Genomic DNA, 22,781 nt, shown 5'->3' with positions numbered 1-22,781 from the left:
TCCCTAGCTCGGCTCCTGGAAGAGCATCGACGGAATGGCTTTGTGCGGCTGCCTCTGCTGAGCGGGCTCGGGTTCCCTGAGCTCGATCGCACGTTCGGGTTCCTCGGCGGGAACCTCTTCAACCACGGGCTTTTTCACCGCCTTCACCGGAGGCGGGACGACCTGGTCCAGAGCGGCGCGCGCGTTGGAGATCCAGACCCTCTGCATGGCCTCGTCCTTGCTGCCGGTCGCGGTGGCCGCGAGTCCGGAGAGGACACCGCGGATGCGCGGAACCAGAGACGGATGACGCCGGATCGCCTGCCACACCGCGTGATCACCCGGTAGCCGGGCGGACACGAGCCGCGTGACCTGAGCGCGCAGCTCCTCTGTGGACAGATCGAGCCAGCGCTCGACCGCTGACGGGCCTATCGCCACGTAGCCAGCCTTCCCCGAACTTCTGCGAAATTCCTGCGAAACGACAACTGCCCCCACAGGATCTCACGGATCCCGCGGGGGCAGTGGGCTGGTGTCGCGAAACGTCAGGAAGCCACGACTTCGAGCAGCGTCTTCCCGTTCTCGTCGACGATGCGGAACGTCGCGATCTCGTGCCACCGCATGGCCACGTTCGCGGCCAGCTTGATGGTCTTCTTGTCGCCCGCCACCGGTTCCGGGGCGTACCAGGACGTGACCTGCGCGACACGGCCCGCGCGGCCCACGGCGACGAGCGAACCCCTGCTGGGGCCGGACATGCCGGTGACCTCGATGTCCATCGCGGTCCCCGACGGGGTGTCGGACGCGGTGATCTTCGTGCCGACGCCGCTGTTCGGGTCCTGGTGCTTCACCTCCATCGACGTGTCGTTGGAGTTGTTCGCCACCCTCGTCTGCGACGTCGAGGTGCCGGGGTTCTGGGGCGCTGCCTGGTTCGAACCGTCGTTGCCGCCGCGCACGACCAGGGTCGTGACCACGGCCGTCACCGCCACGACGCCGGCGGCGGCGGCCGCGACGCCCTGGGCGACGAACCACCGTCGGCGCTTCCTGCGCGCCGCGACGGCGTCGAGCATGACCCGCACCGACTTGCCGTCGGGGCGTTCCGGAGCCGTCCCGCGCAGCATCCCGCCGGCGTCGGCCTCGTCGATGAGGTCCGGCACCACCGCGAAGTCGCGCAGGTCAAGAGCACACCGCCGACACTCGGTCAGGTGGTTCTCGAACGCCTCCACCTCATCGGCATCGAGGATGCCGAGCACGTAGGCGGCTACGTCGAGGTGATCTGGTGCCGTTGTCACCGCGTCTCTCCCCGATCGTGCAACGCACGCCGCAACGCACGGAGCGCGTAGTACACCCTCGACTTGACCGTTCCCGGCGGCACACCCAGTGCAGCCGCGGCCTCACCGACAGTGCGGTCCCGCAGATATGTTTCGAGAATAGCCTCCCTGTGTTCCTCGGAGAGACCGTTCATCGCCTCCGCCACGACGATCGCCGCGAGGGTGCGATCCTCTTCGCCGCCGGAGGGCGACTCGTCCGAAGGGGTCAGTTCGAACTCCTGCGGACGGACGCTTCTCTTGCGTCTGTCGTCAATGACCAACCGCCTTGCCACCGTGAACAACCACGACCGCAAGAGCACGGGGTCACGCTCGAGTTTCTCGGCGTTGCGCCATGCCCTGACCAGGGTCTCCTGCACGATGTCCTCGGCCCACTGACGATCATGGCCCGTCAACCTCATGCAGTGTCCCAGCAGGGCACTCCCGAATTCCTCGTACAGCCGACGGATCAACTCTTCTTCGAGAGACCCCGGTCTTGGTGATTGTTCGTCTAACTCGCGTTGACGTCTATGCCGCGCCACGGGGGACATCCTTGCCTCATCAAGCGGCGGAAGTCGAGAGGCAAATATTCCTCACGAAGTTCGTGAACCGTTGCCGGATCGTGTCCGTACTCCTCGGTACCCCCGCTGAGAAAGGACCTGCCGATGCGACGTGGACCAGCCATCACCGCCCTGGCGGCACTGGCTATCTCCCTCACCGCGTGCGGCAGCACCCAGACCCCTCCCGGAGGGGAGGCCACCGGCGGCTTGCAGGCGAAACCCGCTGATCTGAGCGGTATGAACAACTACTTCATCGCGAACAACGACCAGATGGGCTGGTTCGTCACCGATGCCGATGGGCTACCGCTCTACCGGTACGACAAGGACGTCCCCAAGCCGTCCAAGTCGAACTGCGAGGGCGAGTGCGCGAAGGCCTGGAAGCCGGTCCTCGCGGACAAGACGCCGATGGCGACCGGTGTGGACCCGATCTCCATGGGTGTCCTGACCAGGCCGGACGGCACCAAGCAGCTGACCATCGCGGGCTATCCGCAGTACACGTACGCCGAGGACAAGGTCGCCGGTGACATGAAGGGCCAGGGAAAGGGCGGAGTGTGGTTCGTCACCGCCCCCAACGGCGCCAAGATCACCGGCGGAAAAGCCCAGAACAACAGCAACAAGAGCAGCAGCAAGCCGAGCACGTCCCCCACGGGCACCGGTCAGACGCCGTCGTCTGCGCCTCCGCCCGCCGCGCCCGGCTACTGAGCCCACTGCTCGGCTGTACTCATCGACCCCCTATCGACTTCCTTTGAACGACGAGGACAACAAGACGATGACCAGAGCCCTCGCCACCGTCTTTGCGATGTTGTTCCTCTTCTCCGGCCTGACCGCCACGGCTGCCGCGCAGCCCGCGGACACCGGGGGAGTGATGGACACCCCGAGCGGACCGTTGACTGCGAACGACCGCGAGCTGCTCAACAGGGTGCGCCTCGCAGGCCTGTGGGAGATGCCCATGGGCGAGCTCACGGCCACCAAGGCGTCCAACGCCAGGGTCAAGCAGATCGGTAAGATGATCATGCTCGACCACATGATGCTGGACGCGCTGACGAAGAAGACGGCAGCCGGGTTCGGGCTGACCACGCCCGACGTGCCGAACCCGACGCAGCAGTCGTGGATGGAAGAGATCAACGCGCTCGAAGGCGACGCGTTCGACCAGGCGTTCGTCGCCCGGTTGCGCGCCGCGCACGGCCAAATCTTCCCCTTCATCGCGAAGGTCCGCTCAGGAACGCGCAACGACGTGATCCGCGGCTTCGCCCAGGCCGGTATCGACGTCGTGATGAAGCACATGACGTTGCTGGAGAGCACCGGCCTCGCGGGCGACTCGTCCTTCGCGGAGCCCCAGCCCGCCGGCGGCATCATCAACGCCTCGCTGGCCTCCGGTGAGGGGCCGAACATGTGGGTGATCCTCACGGTCACCGCCGCGGGAGCCGTTCTCACCGTGCTCCTGCTCCGAGTACTCCGCCCGCGACGACCGGTGCGGTAGTTCAGCAAGACCCCGTTGCAGTACGGGAAACGGAGGTGGTGTCCCAAGGTCAGAGGCACTCCAACGCGGACCTGTTCCCACCCGCCCGGCCCTGATGTGTCCACTCCTGCACCCAGGACCGGGCGGGTTCCCGCGAGAGTTCTATCGGAGGAAGTGTTGTTGTCCAGCCAGATTCCGCTCCTGGTGGCCCAGTCGTCCGAGTTCGACTCGGGCGTCAAGAAGATGGCTCAGCTGTCTGCCAGGCTGGCTTACGTCATGATGTGCGCCACCTTGTCCTGGGGTGTGCTCATCGCGACCGGGTGGGCCGAGAAGCTCACCGGACGTGAAGGACTGAAGAACGGGCACATGGTGCTCGCCTCGTTGGCGATCGCGTTCGGCTGCATCCACGCGTTCGCCTTCACGCTGATCCAGACCGGTACGTTCAGCTTCATCAAGCTCGTCCTGCCGTTCGTCGACGGCGGTCTGTTCCGGCACGCGCTGGGCATCCTCGGCCTGGAGGTCATGCTCGCGATCGCCGTGCTCGCCTCGATGAGGCACAAAGTCTTCTACCGCAAGTGGTTGAGGTTCCATCAAACGGCGTACATCGCGGTGACGATCACCGTGGTGCACTCGTGGTTCGGCGCCATCGCCAACGGCAACCTGTCCGTTCTCTGGCTGGCCGGCCTCACCGTTCTCGTCCCCACCGCGACCCTGGCCCTGGCCCGGTTCCTCCCGCCCGAGGTGCTGATGCGCATCGGCATGCTCGACGCCGAACGCGGCAAGGAACCCGGTGTCGGCGAAGGCGACGCGATGGACGTGAGCGTCAACAACGAGAAATGCCACCGCTACGGCACCTGCCAGGCGGAGGCCCCCGATGTCTTCCAGCTGATCGAGGACAACCGCCTGACCTACAACCGCCGTCCGCCGGAGGAGCACTTCGCTCAGGCCCGGTCGGCAGCCCGCGCGTGCCCGATGCGTGCGATCGAGATCAGGGAGCGAGTGAAGTGAGCGAACGGATCGTGGTCGTCGGCGGCGGGCTCGGTGGAGTCCGTTCCGCGGAACGGCTGCGGGAGATGGGTTTCGACGGGCAGATCACCATCCTGTCCGCCGAGCGGCACCTCCCGTACCACCGCCCATGTCTGTCGAAGCAGATCATCACCGGTGAGTGGACCCCGGACGACTCGTTGCTGTCGTTCTCGGGTGACCTCGACGCCGAGTGGCGGCTGAACTCCCCGGCCCTGCACCTGGACCCCAAGAAGCAGTCCGTCTGGGTGCCCGGCGGCGAGGAGATCAAGTACGACGGCATGATCATCGCCACCGGCGTCGACGCCAGGGCGATGGGCGGCGCTCCGCGCCACGACCCGCGGGTGCACGTGCTGCGGACGCTGGACGACGCGGTCGCGATCCGCAGGAACATCCGTCAGTCGCAGGGCCTCGTCGCCGTCATCGGCGGCGGGTTCATCGGCTGCGAGCTCGCCTGTTCGGTCCGTCACATGGGCCGCGACGTCGCCCTGATCGTGCGCTCGCCCGCGTTGCTGGGCGGTGTCGTCGGCGACGACATCGGCAAGAAGATCACCGAGGCGCACGTCGAGCACGGCGTGCGCCTGGCCACCGGCGTCGGCATCAAGCACTGGGTGCGCCAGCCCGGCGGCATCGGCATCCACCTTTCGGACGGCCAGGTCTTCTTCGCCTCCTGCGTCGTGCTGGCCGTCGGCGCCTCCCCGGCCGTCGACTGGCTGCGCGGCTCCGGCCTCGACATCTCCGACGGCGTGCTGTGCGACTCCACGAACCACGTGGTCGGCGCCGAGAACCTGGTCGCCTGCGGTGACGTGGCCCGCTGGCCCAACATGCGCTTCAACGGCGTCGTGCGCCGAGTCGAGCACTGGCTCAACGCCGTCGAGGGAGGCCGCGCCGCGGCCGAGAACCTCCTGGTGGGCCGCAACCACGCCAAGACCTACACCCCGGTCCCGCGCTTCTGGACCGAGCAGTACGGCATGCGCGTGCAGGGCGCCGGCCTGCCCGTCCTGGGCACCGACACCACCGACGTGAACGGACTCACCGGCTTCATCGCCAACGGCAAGCTCGTCGGCATCGTGGGTCTGGAATCACCGGGCAAGATCATCACCGAGACCCCGGAACTCTTCCGGCAGAACACGGTCGAGACGAACGTTCCGGTGTGGACGCAGCCCGAACCCGCTGCGGCCGAGGCACCGGAAGTCCTCCCGACCGCCATGATCCCGGTTCCCGAACCGGTCGCCGCCCACGCATCATCCGTTCCCCCGTCCGTCTCGTCGTCGATGTCGCCGCCATTGCAGCGGCGGAGGCATTCGCGTTCGAGGCCGGAGATGGTGCGAGTGGGCGGAGGACGCGCGAGGCCCTAACCAGGTGGTGGAGGACAACAGGTCGTCGGTACAGGGCAAGCGGGAACGGCGAACTCCGACGTCGCCCGCGTGGCCAGGTGGCGGACCGATGACGTCACGCGGCGATGCGCTCGTTCCCGCGCCGGCGGCCTGAACCTTCCTCTCGCGCGTTACCAGCGGTGTGGCGGCTCGGAGGGCTCCCGAGTCGCCACACCGACCTATTTCTGGGGTGGTGTGGTTTTCGGCTGGGTGGTTGCTTGCCTTGCGGGTGGTCGCCTTGCGAGTGCTGGCGGGTTGGCGCCGCGCGGATCGAGTTGCGTTGGCTGGTGCCGGTTCCAGCGGGGCGTGCCGTTAGCCGCAGGGTGGCTCGCCTTCGCTTTCGCCCCTGCCGCGCCACGGCAGAAGACAGCCCTACGGGGCGGTGATCACCTGACCCGCCCACGACAGCCCGCCACCGAAGGCGAACAGCAGGACGGGCTGGCCGGACGGGAGTTCCCCGCGCTCGGCCATCTTCGACAGCGCCAGAGGTACCGAGGCGGCGGAGGTGTTGCCGGACTCCACGACGTCGCGTGCGATCACCACGTCGTCGCGCAGGCCGAGTCGCTTCGTCATCGCCTCGATGATCCGCAGGTTGGCCTGGTGCGTGACGACGGCGGCGAGGTCGGTGACCTCGATGCCCGCCTTCGCGCAGGCCTGTGCGGCGATGGCGGGGAGTTCGCTGGTGGCCCAGCGGAAGACGGCCTGGCCCTCCTGGGCGAAGCGCGGCTGCCAGTCGTCGACCAGGCGGACGGCGTTGGCCCGCGTCGGGTCCGAGCCCCAGGTCGCCGGGCCGATCTGCGCGTCCGGGGAGGCGCTGACCACGGCTGCTCCCGCGCCGTCGCCCAGCAGGATGCAGGAGGAGCGGTCGGTCCAGTCGACGAGGTCGGACATCTTTTCGGCGCCGATCACCAGGGCGTGCTGGGCGGCACCGGCCCTGATGGTGTGGTCGGCGGTGGCGAGGGCGGTGCAGAAGCCCGCGCAGGCGTTGTTCAGGTCGAAGACGACCGCGGACGGGATCGACAGGCGCGCTGCCACCTGGGCCGCGGTCGACGGGCTGCGGTCGATGGCCGAGCAGGTCGCGACGATGACCTGGCCGATGTCGGACGGGGCCAGGCCGGACGCGGCCAGGGCCTTCGCGCCCGCTACGGAGGCCATGTCGGCCACGGTTTCCGTCGGGGCCGCGATGCGGCGGGTGGAGATGCCGGTGCGCTGGCGGATCCACTCGTCGTTGGTGTCCACCATCTTTTCCAGGTCGGCGTTGGTCAGCACTCGTTCGGGCTGGTGGTGGCCGAGCGCGACGACACGGGAACCGGACAAGGTGAACTCTCCTTCGGGCAGGGCGACGCGGCGAATATAGCAACCGATCGGTCGGTAGCTAAAGAGACGTAAACTACAAAGATGAGCCCGCGCAGATCTGTCGCCGACACCCTGGAGACACGGCAGCGCATCCTCGACCGGAGCCTCGCCATCGCCTCCGCGGAGGGGCTCGAAGGGCTGACGATCGGCCGGTTGGCGACCGAACTGGGGATGAGCAAGGCCGGGCTGTTGGGGCACTTCGGCACCAAGGAGGCCCTGCAGCTCGCGGTGGTCGACCAGGCCGCGGAGGTGTTCCTGCGGGAGGTGCCGCGCAAGGTGAAGCAGATGCCGTCGGGGCTGCCGCGCCTGATCGACGTCTGCGAGGCCTGGGTGTCCTACCTCGAACGCGAGGTGCTGCCCGGCGGGTGCTTCTTCACCGCGGCCACGGCCGAGTTCGACGGGCGCAGCGGACGGGTGCGGGACGCGCTGGCCGGCATGAACGCGTTGTGGCGCAGGGATCTGCGGATCCACATCCGGCGCGCGGTGAGCGACGGCGACCTGAAGCCGGACACGGACGTCGAGCAGCTGATCTACGAGATCCTCGGGGTCATGCTGGCGCTCAACCACTTCCTGCAGCTGGAGCACGACAGCGCGGCGCCGCGCCGGGCCCGTCAGGCGCTGAAGCGACTGCTCACGAAGTGATTCACGATCTCGGCGACCTCCGCCGGTTGCTCGGACACCATGCCGTGCGTCGCGTCGATCTCGTGCACCCGCACGTTCGGAGGTAGATCGCGGCGCAGTCCCGCGCGATGAGCGTCCATCAACGGCAGGAGATCGGGCGGCACCGGCAGGTTGCGCGTGGCGAGCACCAGCAGGAAAGCGCAGGAGACCTCGGCGAAAACCGGCAGGGCGTCCAGGAACTCGGGTGACGTGCGCAGAGCGGACGTGATCGAGCGGTCCGGACGGGTGACCATCTCCAGCTGGGCGGTGAACAGGGCGTTCAGCTTCGCCAGGCCGGACGCGACCTCGTCGGCGGGCAGTCCCGCGTAGTTCTCCGGATGCGTTGTGGCGGAACGATGTCCGTCCAGGCTGACCGCCGCCGGGCACGCCGGGTGCCGCAACGCCCACAGGCCGGCGAGGATGCCGCCCAGCGAATGTCCGACGACGACGGGGTTGTCGAGTCCGAAGTGGACGGCGGTGGTGCCGAGGTCGTCGAGCACCGCCTCCCAGTCCCACGGGCCGTCACCGGACTCGCCGTGCCCGCGCAGGTCGACCGCCACCGCGCGCCCGTTCAGCCGCGGTGCGAGCGCGTCCCAGGCGGACCGGTCGCCACCCAGGCCGTGCAGGAGCAGGAACGGCTGTCCGTCGCCGCCGAAGTCAGTCGCCGCGAGCTTCACTGTTCTCTCCTCAGGCCGAGACGGGCGCGGATCGAGTCGACGGTCACGCCACCGTCCGGATGGCGCAGCAGCTTGTTGCGGTTCACGAGGTCGTGCACGCCCTGGCGGGTGATCCCGAGCATCGCCCCGGCCACCCCCAACGAGACGTGATCCCTGCTCGGATGGCCGGCGCGGCGTGCGGCGATGCGGCCCAGCGGGGTCGCCCACCAGCTCTCGGGCGGGTCGAACGGGGTGTCGCCGGGGTACAGCACCGCCATCAGGCGGATGGCCACCTGCCGGGCGAGATCGTCGTCGGGCCCGAGCAGCTGTGCCGCCCACATCTCCGCGTCGGCCTCCGCGTCGGACCGCAGGCCGGTCAGATCGGCCTGCGGCAGAAGGATCTCCAGCGGGTCGAGCAGCCGGCTCGTGACGAGCCGGATCAGGTCGTCGCGCAGGTCCACGTGTTCCGAGGTGGTCGCCACTTGACAGACGATAGCAAGTACTTGACGCTTGCTGTCAAGGAGTCGGAAGCATCTTCTCCAGCACCTGGACGAGAACGGCGTGCGCGTCGGCGCCCTTGACGACCACCCGGCGCAGGGCCAGGCCGATTCCCAGCGCTCCGAGCAGGACGACCAGTTGCGGCAACGGCATCGTGGGTTCGAGTCCCAGGCGCCGCAGGTGTTCGGCGAGCAGGGCGACGACCTGGTCGTCGTGACGCTGCTGGAGGGCGGCGACCTGGGCCGCGATCTCGGGCTGCTGCGCCGTCGCGGCGAGCACCTCGGCGGCGACCGAGGTCCACTTCGCCGCCTCCTCGTCCGTCACGCCGCTGAGGATCGCGATCACGTCGTCACGGCAGGTCGCCTGCTCGAGTGCGCTGCGCAAGCCCTGCAGATGGGTTCCCGCGTCGGCTTCGACGATCGCCAGCCACAGTCCTTCCTTGCCGCCGAAGTGCTTGTAGACAGCGCCACGGGTGTAGCCGGCCTCGGCTGCGATCTCCTCGACAGACGCCCCGAGAAAGCCCCGGCGCAGGAACACCCGGTGGCCGGCGCGCAACAGGTGCTCATGAGTGCGTACCTGCTGTTCGGCCCGTGTCAGCCTGACCATCACTCGCCCATTCAGTAACACAGCGTTTCTGGAAACGTCGTGTCACTGTACAGTCGGCCGCATGGACCTCCTGTTGGGCGTGGCCGCGGTGGCGAGCGTGCCGCTCACCTTGGCCGGGTTCACCTGGTACGCCGTGCGGGCCCGCCGCACCGGCAGTGGACAGTCGCTCATGGCGCCGTTCGAGGAGATCTGGGATCCGGTCGCGCACAGGACGAACGTCGAGGTGCACGCGCAGGCCCGGCGCACCCCGCAGGCGCCGTCGCCAGGCGACCCTCCTGCCGTGTGAGCAGGAGGGTCGCTTCAGAAGGTCAGGCGGCCCACATCTGCACGGGAGCGATGTAGTTCCAGCTGTAGAGCTGGTTCGCCCCGTCGTAGCTGCCGTCCGTGCCCGCGCCGTAGGTGTCGTGGACGTAGAACTGGCCGTTGTCGTGGTAACCGATCACGACGGACAGGTGCCCGGCGGTCGAGCCCCACGTGCCGCTCATGATCACGAACTTGCCCTGGTCGAGGAACGCGCGGACCTGCGCCGGGGTGAAGTTGCCCTGCTGGACCGCGGCGCCGTTGCGGGCCAGGAAGTCGCGCTCGGACTCCCAGGAGGCGCAGGGGCGGGCCGGGTTGCCGCCGCAGTAGTAGCCGGTGATCCAGCCGTGCGCGCCCTTCCAGCTGCCCGTGCGCGACCAGTCGTTCATCGTGCGGTTGAAGGTCGTGCCGCGGTTGCTGAACTCGTCGGTGATGTAGCGGCCCCACTTCGAGTAGTGCGAGAACGGCTGCGAGACCTGCACGCCGAACTCGGCGGGCAGCTGGTAGGTCACGAGGTCGATGACCGCGCTGGTCGGGCCGCAGGACGAGTTGCCGTTGAACTCGTTGCGCGTGTCCCACAGCTGGTGGATGTACTCGGCGCGGTTCAGCCGGCCCATCGTGGTGACCTCGCCGTCGAGCGTCGCCGCCTTCAGGCCCGTGGCCTTCACGTACCCCTTGGCGGGGCTGCCGATCACGGCCTCGGTGCCGTCGATGCCGGTCAGCGCGTAGTTGAACGACAGGCCCTCGACGACTCGCGAAGCCTTGCGCGAAGCCAGGTCCTGCACGTAGACGCCGTTGAACGCGTCGAACTGGCCGGGGCCGAGCTTCTTGTCCGCCACGCACCCCATGACCTCGTACGCCACCCGAGCACCGTCGGTGCTCCACACCGCGCTGCGGTAGTGGTGCCGGGTCTCGCCGACCAGGGACCGGATCTCGCCGTGCTCCGACGCGAGTCCCAGCCACTGCGGGTCGGCACCGCCGCAGCGGTAGATCTCGTTGTGCTTGATGAAGCTGACGTGCCGCTCGCCCTTGACGTCGACGAGCTTGAAGTCGCGGTACAGCGACGTCGAGTCGGAGGTGATCAACGGCTTGGCGGCACCGGACTTCAGGTCGAACCGCACGAGCGAGCCCACGAACGTGCTGTCGTCGGCGACGTCCGGGTGCTGCACGGCCAGCAGGCCGGTGCCGTCGGAGGTGAACCCGAGCAGCTCGGGCGCGCGGCCCTTGAGCTTGCCGGCCGGAACGCCGTCCACCACGACGTTCTCGCCGTCCACGTAGGCCAGCACCGAGCCGTGGAAGACGGCGGAGGTGATCGCCCCGCGTGCCACGGCACGGGACTTGCCGTAGCGGTCGACCGTGTGCAGGAGGCTGCCGCTCGTGCCGTCGAAGTCGGAGATCACGGCGGCCAGCGCACCGTCCGCGGACGAGGAGGACCGGATCGTGAAGGCGGGGTCGCTGACGGTGAAGGTGGCTCTCTTGGCGCCACCGACGATCACGTCGTAGCCGTTGCCCGAACGGACGGCGTGCGACCGCGACGGGCTTTCGGAGTAGGGCTCGGCGGCCTGAGCGGGGGACACGGTGGCGGCCAGGGTGCCGAGTGCCACCACCAGCGCCAGTGAGGTTTTCGTCATGGGTCGAACGTCCTGGCGCGTGGCATGTGTCCGGTATGCGGTTGGTGGTTACGATCGGGAGCTGTGGAGTTCCGGGTGCTCGGGCCGGTCGAGTGTTACGCCGACGACGGCGTGCGGCTGAGCCTCGGGCCGCCCAAACAGCGAGCGGTGCTCGCGTTGCTCCTCGCGCAGCCCGGCCGGGTGCTGTCGGTCGACCGGCTGATCAGCGTGCTGTGGGACGACTCGCCACCCAAGACGGCGTTGAAGAACCTCCAGGTCTACGTCTACCAGCTGCGCAAGATCGTCGGCTCGCGGCTGCTCTCGCGGGCGCCCGGCTACCTGATGTCGATCGACCCGGCCGAGCTCGACCTCACCCGGTTCACCGAGCTGCTCGACGCCGCCCGCAGGGAACGCACACCGCGCGGCTACCGCGAGGCGCTCGCGTTGTGGCGCGGACCCGCCCTCGCCGATCTCGCCGCGTCCGGCCTGCTGCGCGGGGTCGTCGCCCAGCTGGAGGAGCTGCGGCTGGCCGCGCGGGTCGAGTGCGCCGAGGCGGAACTCGACCTGGGCCGGCACGTCGAGGTCGTCGCGGACCTGAACGAGTGGGTGCGCGAGCACCCGTTGAACGAACGGCTGCGCGAGCAGCAGATGGTCGCGCTGCACCGCGCGGGGCGTCCGGCCGAGGCGCTGGCCGCCTACCAGGAGTGCCGCCGGGTGCTCACCGACGAGCTCGGCGTCGAGCCGGGGGAGTCGCTGAGGCGGCTGCAGGCCGAGATCCTGCGCGCGAAACCCGTTGGGGCGGCGGCGATCCGGCAGCTGCCGCCGGACGTGGTCACCTTCGCGGGCCGCGGCCGCGAGCTGAACCTGATCAAGGCGCAACCGCGGCAGGACCGGGTCGCGGTGTGCGTGATCACCGGGCAGGCGGGCATCGGCAAGTCGGCGCTCGCGGTCCGGGCGGCGCACGAGATCGCGGCGAGGTTCCCGGACGGCCAGCTCTACGCCGACCTCTCCGACGGTGCCTCGGACCGGATCCTGAGCCAGTTCCTGCGCGCGCTCGGCGAACGGCCCGGCGACGAGGAGGCTCTGCGCTACCGCTCGCTCACCGCGTCGCGCCGGCTGCTCGTGGTGCTGGACAACGTCGCCACCGCCGGCCAGGTCACCCGCCTGCTGCCGACCGGTCCCGGCTCGGCCGTGCTGATCACGTCCCGCCGCCCGCTCACCTCGCTGCACGGTGCCTCGTACGTGAAGCTCGGCGCGCTGCAGCTGGAGGACGCGTACCGGCTGCTGGAGGGTGTCGCCGGGAAGGTCGCGGACGCGGCGGAGCTCGTGCGCTGGTGCGGGGGACTGCCACTGGCCCTGCGCATCGCGGGCGCCCGCCTCGCCGCCCGTCCACAGTGGACCGCGCCGCTGCTGGCGGCGCGGCTGGCGGACGAGGCGCGCCGCCTCGACGAGCTGAGGCTCGGCGACGTCGCGGTCCGCTCGGCGTTCGAGGTCAGCTACGCAGAGCTGGGATCTCCCGACGTGGCAAGGGTCTTCCGGCTGATCGGACTCCTCGACGGCCCCGACTTCTCGGTCGCCGCGGCACGGGCGCTGACCGACGTGCCGGACGTCGAGGACCTGCTCGCCGAACTGGCCGACGCGCACCTCGTCGAGGAACCGGTGCCGGGCCGGTTCGCGTTGCACGACCTGCTGCGCCTGTTCGCGCGCGAACGCTGCCGCGCCTCGGAGTCGGCCGAGGAACGCTCACTCGCGCTGGAACGCCTGCACAAGCACTACCTGGAAGCGCTGGCGGACAACCCGACCGACCTCTGGCTGGCCGAAGAACGCGACAACCTGATCGCCGCCGCACACCAGGCCTCGCCGGCCGACGCGATCGCGTTCGCCGCAGGCCTGTCCTGGTACTTCCGCCGCCGGTCCGAGGTGGCGGACTGGGCCGCGCTGAACACGCTCGCCCTGGAGGCCGCCCGTTCCCTGGGCGACCTCCGCGCGGAAGCGCTGGCGCTGAAGGAACTCGGCGCCGCCTGCGAGCGCGGCTTCAAGTTCGGCGAGGCCCAGCGGCACTGGACGGCGGCACTGGCCCTCGCCCGCGCACTGCACGACCGCCAGCTCGAAGCCGTGACGCTCAACAACCTCGGCATCACCCACTGGCGCCGCCGAGACCTGTCCGCCGCGCTGACCTCGCTGGAGGCCTCGCTGACGTTGCGCGAGGAACTGGACGACTCGCAGGGCGCGGCCTACGTGCGCACCAACCTGGGCCTGGTGCACGCCGCGCTGGGCGACCTCCCGGCCGCGCTGGTCTGCTACGAGGAGACGCTGACGACGTTGCGCGCGTGCGGCGACAGGTCCGGCGAGCTGCACGCGCTGGCGAACATGGCCGACGCCCACCGCCAGCTCGGTTCCCTGGACCGGGCGCTGGAACTGGCGGAGGAGGCGCTGCGGCTCGCGCGATCGGTGGGGGACAGGCAGATCGAGGCGGGCGTGCTGCTGGACCGCGGCATCGTGCACGAGCTGGCCGGCCGGGGTGAGGAGGCGCGTGCCTCCTACGCCGAGGCGGTGGAGTTGTCGCGCCGCATCGGGTTCCGGTGGGGTGAGGCCGAGGCGACGCGGAAGCTGGCGGGACTACCCGGCTGAGTACCGTCCGGGCGCGAACACCCCGTCCGGATCGAGGGCCTGACCGATCCTGGCCTGCAACGCCGTCGCCGTTGCCGGCCTGTCGACATCCCGCCGGTAGGGCAGAAAACCCTGTGCCGCGAACGCTTGGTGCAACCGGTCCAGCGTCTCCCGTGCCTCCACGGCGGCCGCGGGATCGTCCGCCGGGAAGCCGATGCCGATGACGTGGTCGACGGCTTCGTTGTCGTGGACGTTCACGGTGACGACGGGAGTCGACGCGCAGCAGTCGCGGATCAGCTTCTCGGTGAGCGCGATCGCCTTCCCCGAGAACGGGACGAGCGGCAGGAACATCAGCAACCCGAGTTCGGCGTCGACCCGCTCGGCCGGACGTCCCATGGTCCTGCGCAGGAACCACGTGTCGGCCGGATCGGGATCACCCGCGTACGTCGCGCGGACCACCTCGTCCGCGGTGGAGGCCGGTGCCGCGACGAGCGGTGACTTCCTCGCGGCGCCGAGAAGAACCGAGCCGAGCGCCTCCACGACCTCTCCCGCCCCGCTGAGGCAGACGTGCGCGAGGTAGCCGTCCAGCTGAGCCGCGACCGGGTTGTAGATCTTGGTGGTCGGCGGGATCAGCCGTTGGTCCGTCCACGACCGCAGCGCGTCCACCGCGTCGGCGAGGTCGTCGGACGCGAAGGTGAACGGCAGCATCCGCACCTCCTCCGGCCTGGGCAGCAGCCGGACCACGGCGGCGGTGACGACCGCGAACGACGACTGCGTGAACAGGTGGGTGAGCGTCGGCCCGGGGCCGTGCGGGCGCGGGACGGCCGACACTCCCGGCCACCAGCCGACCTGCTCGCGCCGGCCGTCGGCGAGCACCACCTCCAGCCCGACCAGGTCCTCGGCGCGGGCGCGGTGCACGCCGACGCCGCGCTCCAGCGCGTTGCCGATGATGCTGGTGCGCAACGAGGAGGTGGTGAGGTTGAAGATCCTCGGCGTGCCGCGCAACAACTCCGCGAGCGCGCCCTGGCTCACGCCCGGTTCCACCACGGCGTAGCCGCGTTCGACGTCGAGCGCGCGAACGCGGTCCAGGCCCGACAGGTCGAGGACCGCGGCGCCGTCACCGACCGGCAGTCCCGAGCCCAGGCCCCAGTTGTAGCCCTTGCTGATCGGGTGCAGTGGTCGCCGGCCCGAGCGGACGATGTCGACGACCTCGTCCGCTGTCTTCGGACGGAGGACCTCGGTGATCGTTCGCGGGTGGAAGGCGGCTGGTTGGTCGAATGGCACGTCGCGCACGATAGGCGGACCGGGCGCCGCGAGGACCCCGTGCGCGGGAGGACTACTCGAACCGGTGACAGGTGGCGACGGAAGTCGGTAGCCGCGCCGGGGTGGCGTGGCGAGGATCGGCAGGATGACGTGGGGCGGTACCACGATGCACCCGTCTGACCGCGAACTCGCCGTCATCCCCCTCGGCGACCCGCGGAACGTCGCCACGATCACCGCCCCGATCGGTGCACCCGACGGCCTGCTCGCCTTGGGCCGCAACCGAGTGATGCTCGTCGACAACACCGCGGCCAACCGCGTCGTCGAGGCCCGCACGCGGGACCACTGGCGGCCGCAGCGACGAGTTCGTGCTCCGAAAGGCCTAATGTGGAGCGTGTGGAACTGCTGCACCTGCGCTACTTCGTCGCGGTGGCCGAGGAACTGAACTTCTCGGCGGCCGCGCGGAAGCTGCACATGGCCGCCTCCCCGCTGAGCCAGCGCATCAAGGACCTCGAACACGAACTGGGCCGTCCGCTGTTCGACCGCAGTACCCACCACGTGGCGCTGACCGATGCCGGCACCGCCCTGCTGCCGATCGCGCGGGACGTGCTCGACCGGGTCGGGTCCATCCGCTGGCGCCTCGACCAGGCCACGAAACCCGCCCGGTCGACGGTGTTCGTCGGCATGCCCGCGGGCATCCACCCGGCGCTGCGGGAACGGCTGACCCTGCTGGCGGACAGGGTCGCGGGGCGGTTCGAGGTCAAGCGCTGGCCGGGCACGACCACGGACCTCGTCGCGGCGGTCAAGGACGGCAGGCTCGCGCTCACGCTGGCGCGGCTGCCCGTGCAGGAGGCCTCCCTCGACACGCTGCACGTCATGTCGGAACGCCTCGGTGCCGTGGTGCCCGCCGACAGGTTCGAAGGCCGGAAATCGGTCAAACTGGCCGATCTCACCGATCTCGCGTACGCGAAATCGCCAGAGGAAATCACGCCTGCGTATTTCGAGCAGCTCGACCGTCAATTGCACGAGTTGGGCATCAAAAAGCGCATCCAGCTGAGCAACACCGGCTACCAGGGCACCTCGGAGATCGTCTCGGGCGGCCTCGGGTTCTCCGTCTCGATGCTCGACGAGGACAGCTCCATGCGCGGCTACCAGCTGGACAACATGGCGGTCCTGCCGTTCGAGGACTTCCGCGCCCAGCTCGACACCGGACTGCTGTGGCGTCACGACCGGGCGAGCGGTGGAGACATCGAGGAAATCGTCGTGGTCGCGAAAGAGGTGTTCGCGGAGCCGATCGTCAAATGAACAATGGTGTGACCGCTGTGGTCATACCATTGTCCGCGACATGATCGTTCCCTTTCTCCTGGTTCTTCACTAACTTCGGTGGTGCAGGAACGAACAGGTGCGAAAGGACGAACGATGAAGGACATCACCGCCGGTCCGCTGGACGGCGTGCGCGTGATCGACCTCTCGACCGTGGTGATGGGCCCGTACGCGGCCCAGATCCTCGGAGACCTCGGCGCCGACGTGATCAAGATCGAGTCGCCTGTGGACACCGTCCGCAACGGCCGCTACCGCACCACGCCGGGCATGACGCCGTTGAGCCTCAACGTCAACCGGAACAAGCGCAGCATCGCGCTGAACCTGAAGGACGAGGACGACCGCGAGACCGCCCTCAAGCTGATCGACACGGCCGACGTGCTGATCACCAACATGCGACCGGGGGCGCTGAGCAGGCTCGGCCTGAACTACGCCGACGTCGCCGAACGCAACCTGGGCCTGGTCTACGCCCACGCCCAGGGCTTCCGCGGCGACTCCGACCGCGCCGGCGTCGCCGCCTACGACGAGACCGTCCAGGGCGCGTCCGGCCTGGTCGACATCGCGAACCGCGCCCTCGGCCGGCCCGTCTACCTGCCGACGATCATCGGTGACAAGGTGTCGTCGCTGACCATCGCCTACAGCGTGCTCGCCGCGCTGGTGCACCGGAACAACACCGGGCAGGGCCAGCGCGTCGAGATCCCCATGGCCGACACGATGATCGCGTTCAACCTGGTCGAGCACCTCGCGGGCCACGCGTTCGTGCCGGAGGAGGGGCCGACGGGCTTCGGCCTGTCGATGGCCAAGGGGCACCACGCCGTGCACACCAGGGACGGCCTCGCCTGCGTCGTGCCCTACACCCCGCAGAACTTCCGCGACTTCTTCGCCGCCGCGGGCCGTCCCGACCTGGTCGAGGACCCGCGCGTCGCCGGTGAGCGGCTCGACCCCGGCGACACCGACGACCTGATGGGACTGGTCGACGAGTGCGCGCCCGCACTGTCCACTGAGGAGTGGGCGGAGGTGTGCGCCAAGCACAGCATCCCGTTCGGGCCGGTGCTGGAGCTCGACAAGGCGCACGATGACCCGTACGTCCGCGACGGCCACCTGCTCGACGTCGTGCAGCACCCGAGCGAGGGCGCGATCCGCTCGATCGGCATTCCGGTCCGGTTCTCCGCCACGCCCGCCACCGTCCGCCGTCTCGCCCCGCTGCCGGGGCAGGACACCGCTGAAGTGTTCGCCGAACTGGAAAAGGGAGTGCTGGCATGAGTGAGGTTCGCACCGAACGCGTCGGTTCGGCACTGCTGATCACGATCGACCGGCCGGAGGCCCGCAACGCGGTGAACGCGGCCGTCGCGACGAAGCTCGCCGCCGCGCTCGACGAACTGGAGGCCACGCCGGAACTGCGCGTGGGCGTGCTCACCGGAGCAGGCGGCTCGTTCAGCGCGGGCATGGACCTCAAGGCCGCGCTGAAGGGCGAGTCGCCGGTGGTCGGCGACCGCGGCCTCGGAGGCCTCACCGAAGCCGAGCTGACCAAGCCGTTGATCGCCGCGGTCGAGGGCTTCGCGCTCGGCGGCGGGTTCGAGATGGCACTGGGCTGCGACCTGATCGTCGCCGCCGAGGACGCCAGGTTCGGCCTGCCCGAGGTGAAGCGCGGCCTGATCGCCGCGGCCGGGGGAGTCGTCCGCCTGCCGCAACGGATCCCGCACCACCTCGCCATGGAGATCCTGCTGACCGGCGAACCGATCGACGGCCGCCGCGCGGGCACGCTCGGCATCGCCAACCGGGTCGTGCCGAACGGCGAGGCCGCCGCGATCGCACTCCAGCTGGCGGAACAGATCGCCCTGAACGCCCCGCTGGCGCTCGCCGCCGTCAAGAAGGTCGTGCGGTCCGCCGATCCCTGGGCCGCGCAACGCACCGAGAGCGCGAAGCTGATGACCACGGCCGACGTCCGCGAGGGCATGACCGCGTTCGCCGAGCGCCGCGCTCCGCGGTGGACAGGACGCTGATCATGCTGGGCATCACACCTCTGACCGCTCCGGCGTTTCCCGCCGTGCAGCCCCGTTTCTTCGACCGCGAGTACCTGAACATCGTGTACCGGACCGACCCGGAGGCGTTGCGGGCCGTCGTTCCGGCGCCACTGGAGATCGACGAGCCGCTCGTCCGGTTCGAGGTGATGAAGATGAACGACGTCACCGGCTACGGCCCGTACACCGAGGCCGGCCAGGCGATCCAGATCGTCTTCGACGGCGAACGCGGCGAGTACCTGCACGCGATGTACCTCGACAGCTTCGCCGCCACGGCGTCCGGCCGCGAGGTCAGCGCCTACCCGAAGGTCATGGCCGCGCCGAACCTCTACGCCGACAACGGCGCGCTGGTCGGCACGCTCGACTACGGCACGCTGCGGGTGGCCACCGCGACCATGGGCTACAAGCACCACGAACTGGACCGCCGCACGGCTGAGGCGGAGATCACGGTTCCGACCTTCATGCTGAAGACCATCCCTGACTATGACGGAACGCCGCGGGTGCAGGAGCTCGTGCGCACGGAGATCACCGACGTCGTGGTCAAGGCCGCGTACACCGGCCCGGCGCGCCTGCAGCTGTTCCAGCACGTCCTCGCGCCGCTCGCCGACCTGCCCGTGCTGGAGGTCGTCTCCGCCAGCCACGTCATCACCGACCTGACGCTCGCTCCCGCCAAGCCGGTTCACAACTACTTGGAGGAAGCATGAAAACCGTCGCAGTGATCGGGGCAGGTGTCATCGGCCTCTCGTGGGCGCGCTTGTTCGCGGACCACGGCCTGACCGTTCGCGTCGTGGATCCCCGTCCCGACCTGGTCGTTCCCGACGGCGTGCAGATCGCGCGGAACGTCGCGGAAGCCGTGCGGGACGCGGACTTCGTGCAGGAGAACGGCCCGGAGGACCTGGAGTTCAAGAAGACCCTGTTCGCCGAGCTGGTCAGGGAGGCGCCGGAGCACGCGCTGCTGCTCAGCTCGTCGTCCGCGATCCCCTCGACCGCGTTCACCGAGGGCATCGACGGTTCGCGCGTCCTCATCGGACACCCGTTCAACCCGCCGCACGTGATCCCGCTGGTCGAGGTCGTGCCGGGGGAGCAGACGAGCGAGGAGTCCGTGACCAGGGCGGTGGAGTTCTACCGCTCGCTCGGCCGCACGCCGGTCGTGGAACGCAAGGAGATCCCCGGCTTCGTCGGCAACCGGCTGCAGGCCGCGCTCTCCCGCGAAGCCGCCTACCTGGTCGAACAGGGCGTCGTGACGCCCGCAGACCTCGACACCGTCGTCACGAACTCGCTCGGCCTGCGCTGGGCGACCGTCGGCCCGTTTCTCGGCGCCCACCTCGGTGGTGGTCCCGGCGGCTACCGGCACCTCGCCGAGCACATCGGCAAGTCCATGCAGGGGCTGTCCCTGGGCACCCCGTCGCAAGATCCCGAACGGCTGATCCAAGCCGTCGAAGACGCTTACGGCTCCTCCACGTACTCGGCGCTCGCCGAGACGCGCGACCGCAAGCAGCTCGCCGTTCTGACGGCATTGGAGGAGAACTGATGAACCGCCTGGAAGACCAGCTGACCGCCGACTTCTACAACTACGAGGCGCTGCTGAGCGACGAGGAGCGCAAGATCCTGCTGAGCGCCCGCGAGTTCATGACCACCGAGATCAAGCCCCTCGTGAACGAGTACTGGGCCAAGGGCGAGTTCCCGCGGGAGCTGATCGGCAAGTTCCGCGGCGCCGGTCTCACCGCGCTGTCGTACGAGGGCTACGGCGAGCACCCCGCCGCCGTCAGCAACCTGCTCACCGGCATGCTGGCGATGGAGATGACCCGCACCGACGCGTCGGTCGCCACGTTCTTCGGCGTCCACAACGGACTCGCGATGTACTCGATCTACGCGGGCGGTTCGCAGGAACAGCGCGACCGCTGGCTGCCCGCCATGGCCGCGATGGACAAGATCGGCGCGTTCGCGATGACCGAACCGCTCGGCGGCTCCGACGTGGCGGGCGGCATGCGCACCACCGCCGAGCGCGACGGCGACACGTGGGTGCTGAACGGCGCCAAGAAGTGGATCGGCAACGCGACCTTCGCCGACCACGTGATCGTGTGGGCCCGCGACCTCGCCGACAACCAGGTCAAGGGTTTCGTCGTGGAGAAGGGCACGCCCGGCTTCGTCGCCGAGAAGATCGAGGGCAAGATCGCGTTCCGGATCGTCGAGAACGCCGAGATCACCCTCACCGGCGTCCGCGTGCCGGAGGCGAACCGGTTGCAGCGCATCGACTCGTTCCGCGACGTCGCGGAGATCCTGCGCGCCACCCGCGGCGGCGTCGCCTGGCAGGCGCTCGGCGTCATGATCGGCGCCTACGAGGCCGCCCTCGCCTACTCGAAGGAGCGCGAGCAGTTCGGCCGCCCGATCGCCCGTTTCCAGATGGTGCAGGACAAGCTGGTGCAGTCGCTCGGCAACATCACCGCGTCGTGGGGCATGCTCGTGCAGCTCGCGAAGCTGCAGGACGCGGGCATCTTCCAGGACGAGCACTCGTCGCTCGCGAAGGCGTTCGTCACCTCCCGGATGCGCGAGGTCGTCGCCTGGTCGCGGGAGATCTTCGGCGGCAACGGCATCGTGCTCGGCTACGACGTGGCGCGCTTCTTCGCCGACGCCGAGGCGATCTACTCGTTCGAGGGCACGCGCGAGATGAACACGCTGATCGTCGGCAAGGCGATCACCGGGCAGAGCGCCTTCGTGTGAGAGCGCTCAGGCCTCGGGAATCTCGACGACCACGTGCGTCGACTTGATCGAGGCCACGGCGACGCTGCCGACCTCCAGGCCGAGCTCGTCCGCGGACTCACGGCTCATCAGAGACGTGATGCGGAAGGGCCCGGCCTGCATGTCGACCTGGGCCATCACGCCGTCCTTGACGACGCGCGTGACGATGCCCTTCATGCGGTTGCGCGCCGAGGCCGCCACGGTCGCACCGGGCTCGGCCACGTCGGTCATCTTCTGCGCGAACGCGGCGAGCTCGGTCCCGCTGACGCCCTTGCGCCCGTTGTCCAGGACGACGGACGCGAGGCGGCCCTGGTCGATCCACCGGCGCAGGGTGTCGTCACTGACACCGAGCAGCGCGGCGGCCTCGCTGATCCGCAAGTTCGGCACGGGCGGAAGTGTATATCCGCGTTCGCGGAGTCAGGAGTGCCCGGCGATGCGGTGCGGCTGGTAACCCGACTCCAGTTGCGCGGCCTCGTCGTCGGTCAGCTCGAAGTCCAGCGCCGCCACCGCGTCGTCGAGCTGCGCGGGCTTGGTGATGCCGACGATCGGTGCCGTGACAACGGGATTGCGCCGCAACCAGGCCAGCGCGACCTGCGCCCGCGACACCCCGCGGGCGGCGGCGGTGGCGGCGACCTGGTCGACGATCGCGCGGTCCGACTCCAGGTACAGGGTGGACCCGAACTCGTCGGTCTCGGTGCGCGCGGTCGTCGCGTCCCAGTCGCGGACCAGGCGTCCGCGGGCCAGCGGGCTCCACGGGATCACGGCGATGCCCTGGTCCGCGCACAACGGCAGCATCTCGCGCTCCTCCTCGCGGTAGAGGAGGTTGTAGTGGTTCTGCATCGACACGAACTTCGTCCAGCCGTTCTCGCGTTGCGTGAACAACGCCTTGGCGAACTGCCACGCGTACATGGACGACGCACCGATGTAACGGGCCTTGCCGGACTTCACGACGTCGTGCAGCGCTTCCAGTGTCTCTTCGAGAGGGACGGTGCTGTCGAAGCGGTGGATCTGGTACAGGTCCACGTAGTCCGTGCCGAGCCTGCGCAACGAGTTGTCGATCTCGGCGAAGATCGACTTCCGCGACAGCCCGAAACCGTTGGGGCCTTCGTGCATCCGGTGGTGCACCTTGGTGGCCAGCACGATCTCCTCGCGCCGGGCGAAGTCGCGCAGCGCGGCGCCGGTGATCTCCTCCGAGGAACCGGCCGAGTACATGTTCGCGGTGTCGAAGAAGTTGATGCCGGCGTCGAGCGCGGCCTTGATGAACGGCCGGGACTCCTCCTCCGGCAACGACCACGGGTGGCCGCCCCGCTTCGGATCTCCGTAGCTCATCATGCCGAGACAGATCTCGGACACGTCCATGCCGGCGAGCTTGGTGTAGCGCATGGTCAGCCCCTCAGTAAAACGATGATCACGGTCGGGTGATGGTGACGACAACCCGTTCAACATCAAC

Annotated in this window: 25 protein-coding genes; 14 read left to right on the top strand and 11 right to left on the bottom strand. The window is 69.2% G+C overall.

Going from position 1 to position 22,781, the window contains the following annotated elements; all coding sequences use genetic code 11:
* Positions 1 to 3 precede the first annotated feature (3 nt).
* From SK571_RS32510 to SK571_RS32500, 3 genes are all read right to left on the bottom strand, one after another.
* Positions 4 to 414, bottom strand: coding sequence for a hypothetical protein (locus SK571_RS32510; protein WP_319987919.1), 411 nt, complete (start codon positions 412 to 414; stop codon positions 4 to 6).
* 104 nt (positions 415 to 518) lie between these two features.
* Positions 519 to 1,262 (bottom strand): anti-sigma factor family protein, encoded by a 744-nt coding sequence (locus SK571_RS32505; protein WP_319987918.1) that lies wholly within the window; start codon positions 1,260 to 1,262, stop codon positions 519 to 521.
* A complete protein-coding gene (locus SK571_RS32500) occupies positions 1,259 to 1,828 on the bottom strand; it encodes a sigma-70 family RNA polymerase sigma factor (protein WP_030468711.1) in 570 nt (189 codons plus the stop codon). Before SK571_RS32500 ends, SK571_RS32505 begins: the two co-directional genes overlap by 4 nt.
* A 114-nt stretch (positions 1,829 to 1,942) precedes the next feature.
* Here SK571_RS32500 and SK571_RS32495 point away from each other — a divergent pair, with 114 nt between their 5' ends.
* The 4 genes from SK571_RS32495 to SK571_RS32480 all read left to right on the top strand — a co-directional run bounded on the left by SK571_RS32495 (position 1,943) and on the right by SK571_RS32480 (position 5,677).
* Positions 1,943 to 2,539, top strand: a complete 597-nt coding sequence (locus SK571_RS32495) for a hypothetical protein (protein ID WP_319987917.1) — start codon at positions 1,943 to 1,945, stop codon at positions 2,537 to 2,539.
* A 43-nt stretch (positions 2,540 to 2,582) separates the two neighbouring features.
* Entirely contained in the window at positions 2,583 to 3,317 is a 735-nt protein-coding gene (locus SK571_RS32490; RefSeq protein ID WP_319987916.1) for a DUF4142 domain-containing protein, read from the top strand.
* Positions 3,318 to 3,476: 159 nt separating this feature from the next.
* Positions 3,477 to 4,304 carry a 4Fe-4S domain-containing protein gene (locus tag SK571_RS32485; protein ID WP_319987915.1) on the top strand — a complete coding sequence of 276 codons (828 nt, stop codon included), beginning with the start codon at positions 3,477 to 3,479 and terminating at the stop codon, positions 4,302 to 4,304.
* Positions 4,301 to 5,677, top strand: coding sequence for an NAD(P)/FAD-dependent oxidoreductase (locus SK571_RS32480; protein ID WP_319987914.1), 1,377 nt, complete (start codon positions 4,301 to 4,303; stop codon positions 5,675 to 5,677). Before SK571_RS32485 ends, SK571_RS32480 begins: the two co-directional genes overlap by 4 nt.
* A 390-nt stretch (positions 5,678 to 6,067) precedes the next feature.
* Here the strand turns inward: SK571_RS32480 and SK571_RS32475 are convergent, their stop codons facing one another.
* Complete coding sequence (locus tag SK571_RS32475; protein ID WP_319987913.1) at positions 6,068 to 7,012, bottom strand: beta-ketoacyl-ACP synthase III; 945 nt, start codon at positions 7,010 to 7,012, stop codon at positions 6,068 to 6,070.
* Positions 7,013 to 7,093: 81 nt separating this feature from the next.
* Here SK571_RS32475 and SK571_RS32470 point away from each other — a divergent pair, with 81 nt between their 5' ends.
* The gene (locus tag SK571_RS32470) at positions 7,094 to 7,693 is read left to right on the top strand and encodes a TetR/AcrR family transcriptional regulator (protein WP_319987912.1); all 600 of its coding nucleotides are present in this window, start codon (positions 7,094 to 7,096) and stop codon (positions 7,691 to 7,693) included.
* Here the strand turns inward: SK571_RS32470 and SK571_RS32465 are convergent.
* The 3 genes from SK571_RS32465 to SK571_RS32455 are packed head-to-tail and all read right to left on the bottom strand — an operon-like array spanning position 7,663 to position 9,471.
* Complete coding sequence (locus SK571_RS32465) at positions 7,663 to 8,388, bottom strand: alpha/beta fold hydrolase (RefSeq protein WP_319987911.1); 726 nt, start codon at positions 8,386 to 8,388, stop codon at positions 7,663 to 7,665. The genes SK571_RS32470 and SK571_RS32465 overlap by 31 nt on opposite strands.
* Positions 8,385 to 8,849, bottom strand: coding sequence for a hypothetical protein (locus SK571_RS32460; protein ID WP_319987910.1), 465 nt, complete (start codon positions 8,847 to 8,849; stop codon positions 8,385 to 8,387). The genes SK571_RS32465 and SK571_RS32460 overlap by 4 nt, the downstream gene beginning before the upstream one ends.
* 34 nt (positions 8,850 to 8,883) lie before the next feature.
* Positions 8,884 to 9,471: a TetR/AcrR family transcriptional regulator gene (locus SK571_RS32455; protein ID WP_319987909.1), complete on the bottom strand. Its 588-nt coding sequence runs from the start codon at positions 9,469 to 9,471 to the stop codon at positions 8,884 to 8,886.
* A gap of 61 nt (positions 9,472 to 9,532) precedes the next feature.
* On the opposite strand from SK571_RS32455, the gene SK571_RS32450 reads away from it, so the two are divergent.
* Complete coding sequence (locus SK571_RS32450) at positions 9,533 to 9,757, top strand: hypothetical protein (protein ID WP_319987908.1); 225 nt, start codon at positions 9,533 to 9,535, stop codon at positions 9,755 to 9,757.
* 22 nt (positions 9,758 to 9,779) lie between these two features.
* Here SK571_RS32450 and SK571_RS32445 read toward each other — a convergent pair whose 3' ends face one another.
* Positions 9,780 to 11,402 (bottom strand): C39 family peptidase, encoded by a 1,623-nt coding sequence (locus SK571_RS32445; protein ID WP_319987907.1) that lies wholly within the window; start codon positions 11,400 to 11,402, stop codon positions 9,780 to 9,782.
* A 63-nt stretch (positions 11,403 to 11,465) separates the two neighbouring features.
* Here SK571_RS32445 and SK571_RS32440 point away from each other — a divergent pair, with 63 nt between their 5' ends.
* Entirely contained in the window at positions 11,466 to 14,012 is a 2,547-nt protein-coding gene (locus SK571_RS32440) for an AfsR/SARP family transcriptional regulator (protein ID WP_319987906.1), read from the top strand.
* Here SK571_RS32440 and SK571_RS32435 read toward each other — a convergent pair.
* On the bottom strand, positions 14,001 to 15,275 hold the full coding sequence (locus SK571_RS32435; protein ID WP_319987905.1) for an FAD-binding oxidoreductase: 1,275 nt from the start codon (positions 15,273 to 15,275) through the stop codon (positions 14,001 to 14,003). The genes SK571_RS32440 and SK571_RS32435 overlap by 12 nt on opposite strands.
* 124 nt (positions 15,276 to 15,399) lie before the next feature.
* On the opposite strand from SK571_RS32435, the gene SK571_RS32430 reads away from it, so the two are divergent.
* The 7 genes from SK571_RS32430 (at position 15,400) to SK571_RS32400 (ending at position 21,313) form a co-directional block, all read left to right on the top strand.
* Complete coding sequence (locus SK571_RS32430) at positions 15,400 to 15,696, top strand: hypothetical protein (protein ID WP_319987904.1); 297 nt, start codon at positions 15,400 to 15,402, stop codon at positions 15,694 to 15,696.
* Positions 15,648 to 16,556 (top strand): LysR family transcriptional regulator, encoded by a 909-nt coding sequence (locus SK571_RS32425; protein ID WP_319987903.1) that lies wholly within the window; start codon positions 15,648 to 15,650, stop codon positions 16,554 to 16,556. Before SK571_RS32430 ends, SK571_RS32425 begins: the two co-directional genes overlap by 49 nt.
* Positions 16,557 to 16,670: 114 nt before the next feature.
* Positions 16,671 to 17,834 (top strand): CaiB/BaiF CoA transferase family protein, encoded by a 1,164-nt coding sequence (locus tag SK571_RS32420; protein ID WP_319987902.1) that lies wholly within the window; start codon positions 16,671 to 16,673, stop codon positions 17,832 to 17,834.
* Entirely contained in the window at positions 17,831 to 18,574 is a 744-nt protein-coding gene (locus SK571_RS32415) for a crotonase/enoyl-CoA hydratase family protein (protein WP_319987901.1), read from the top strand. The genes SK571_RS32420 and SK571_RS32415 overlap by 4 nt, the downstream gene beginning before the upstream one ends.
* 2 nt (positions 18,575 to 18,576) lie before the next feature.
* Positions 18,577 to 19,296, top strand: coding sequence for an acetoacetate decarboxylase (locus SK571_RS32410; RefSeq protein ID WP_319987900.1), 720 nt, complete (start codon positions 18,577 to 18,579; stop codon positions 19,294 to 19,296).
* Positions 19,293 to 20,123 (top strand): 3-hydroxyacyl-CoA dehydrogenase NAD-binding domain-containing protein, encoded by an 831-nt coding sequence (locus tag SK571_RS32405; protein WP_319987899.1) that lies wholly within the window; start codon positions 19,293 to 19,295, stop codon positions 20,121 to 20,123. Before SK571_RS32410 ends, SK571_RS32405 begins: the two co-directional genes overlap by 4 nt.
* A complete protein-coding gene (locus SK571_RS32400) occupies positions 20,123 to 21,313 on the top strand; it encodes an acyl-CoA dehydrogenase family protein (RefSeq protein WP_319987898.1) in 1,191 nt (396 codons plus the stop codon). The genes SK571_RS32405 and SK571_RS32400 overlap by 1 nt, the downstream gene beginning before the upstream one ends.
* A 6-nt stretch (positions 21,314 to 21,319) precedes the next feature.
* On the opposite strand, the gene SK571_RS32395 is transcribed toward SK571_RS32400, so the two are convergent.
* On the bottom strand, positions 21,320 to 21,718 hold the full coding sequence (locus tag SK571_RS32395; protein WP_090010749.1) for a TOBE domain-containing protein: 399 nt from the start codon (positions 21,716 to 21,718) through the stop codon (positions 21,320 to 21,322).
* A 30-nt stretch (positions 21,719 to 21,748) separates the two neighbouring features.
* The gene (locus SK571_RS32390) at positions 21,749 to 22,714 is read right to left on the bottom strand and encodes an aldo/keto reductase (protein WP_319987897.1); all 966 of its coding nucleotides are present in this window, start codon (positions 22,712 to 22,714) and stop codon (positions 21,749 to 21,751) included.
* Between the last annotated feature and the right edge of the window lie 67 nt (positions 22,715 to 22,781).

Origin of the sequence: Lentzea kristufekii, from assembly GCF_033949925.1 — a bacterium.
In the GTDB taxonomy this organism is placed as follows: domain Bacteria; phylum Actinomycetota; class Actinomycetes; order Mycobacteriales; family Pseudonocardiaceae; genus Lentzea; species Lentzea kristufekii.
Note: the sequence above shows the minus strand (reverse complement) of the source record. Positions and strands in the feature narration are given on the sequence as shown.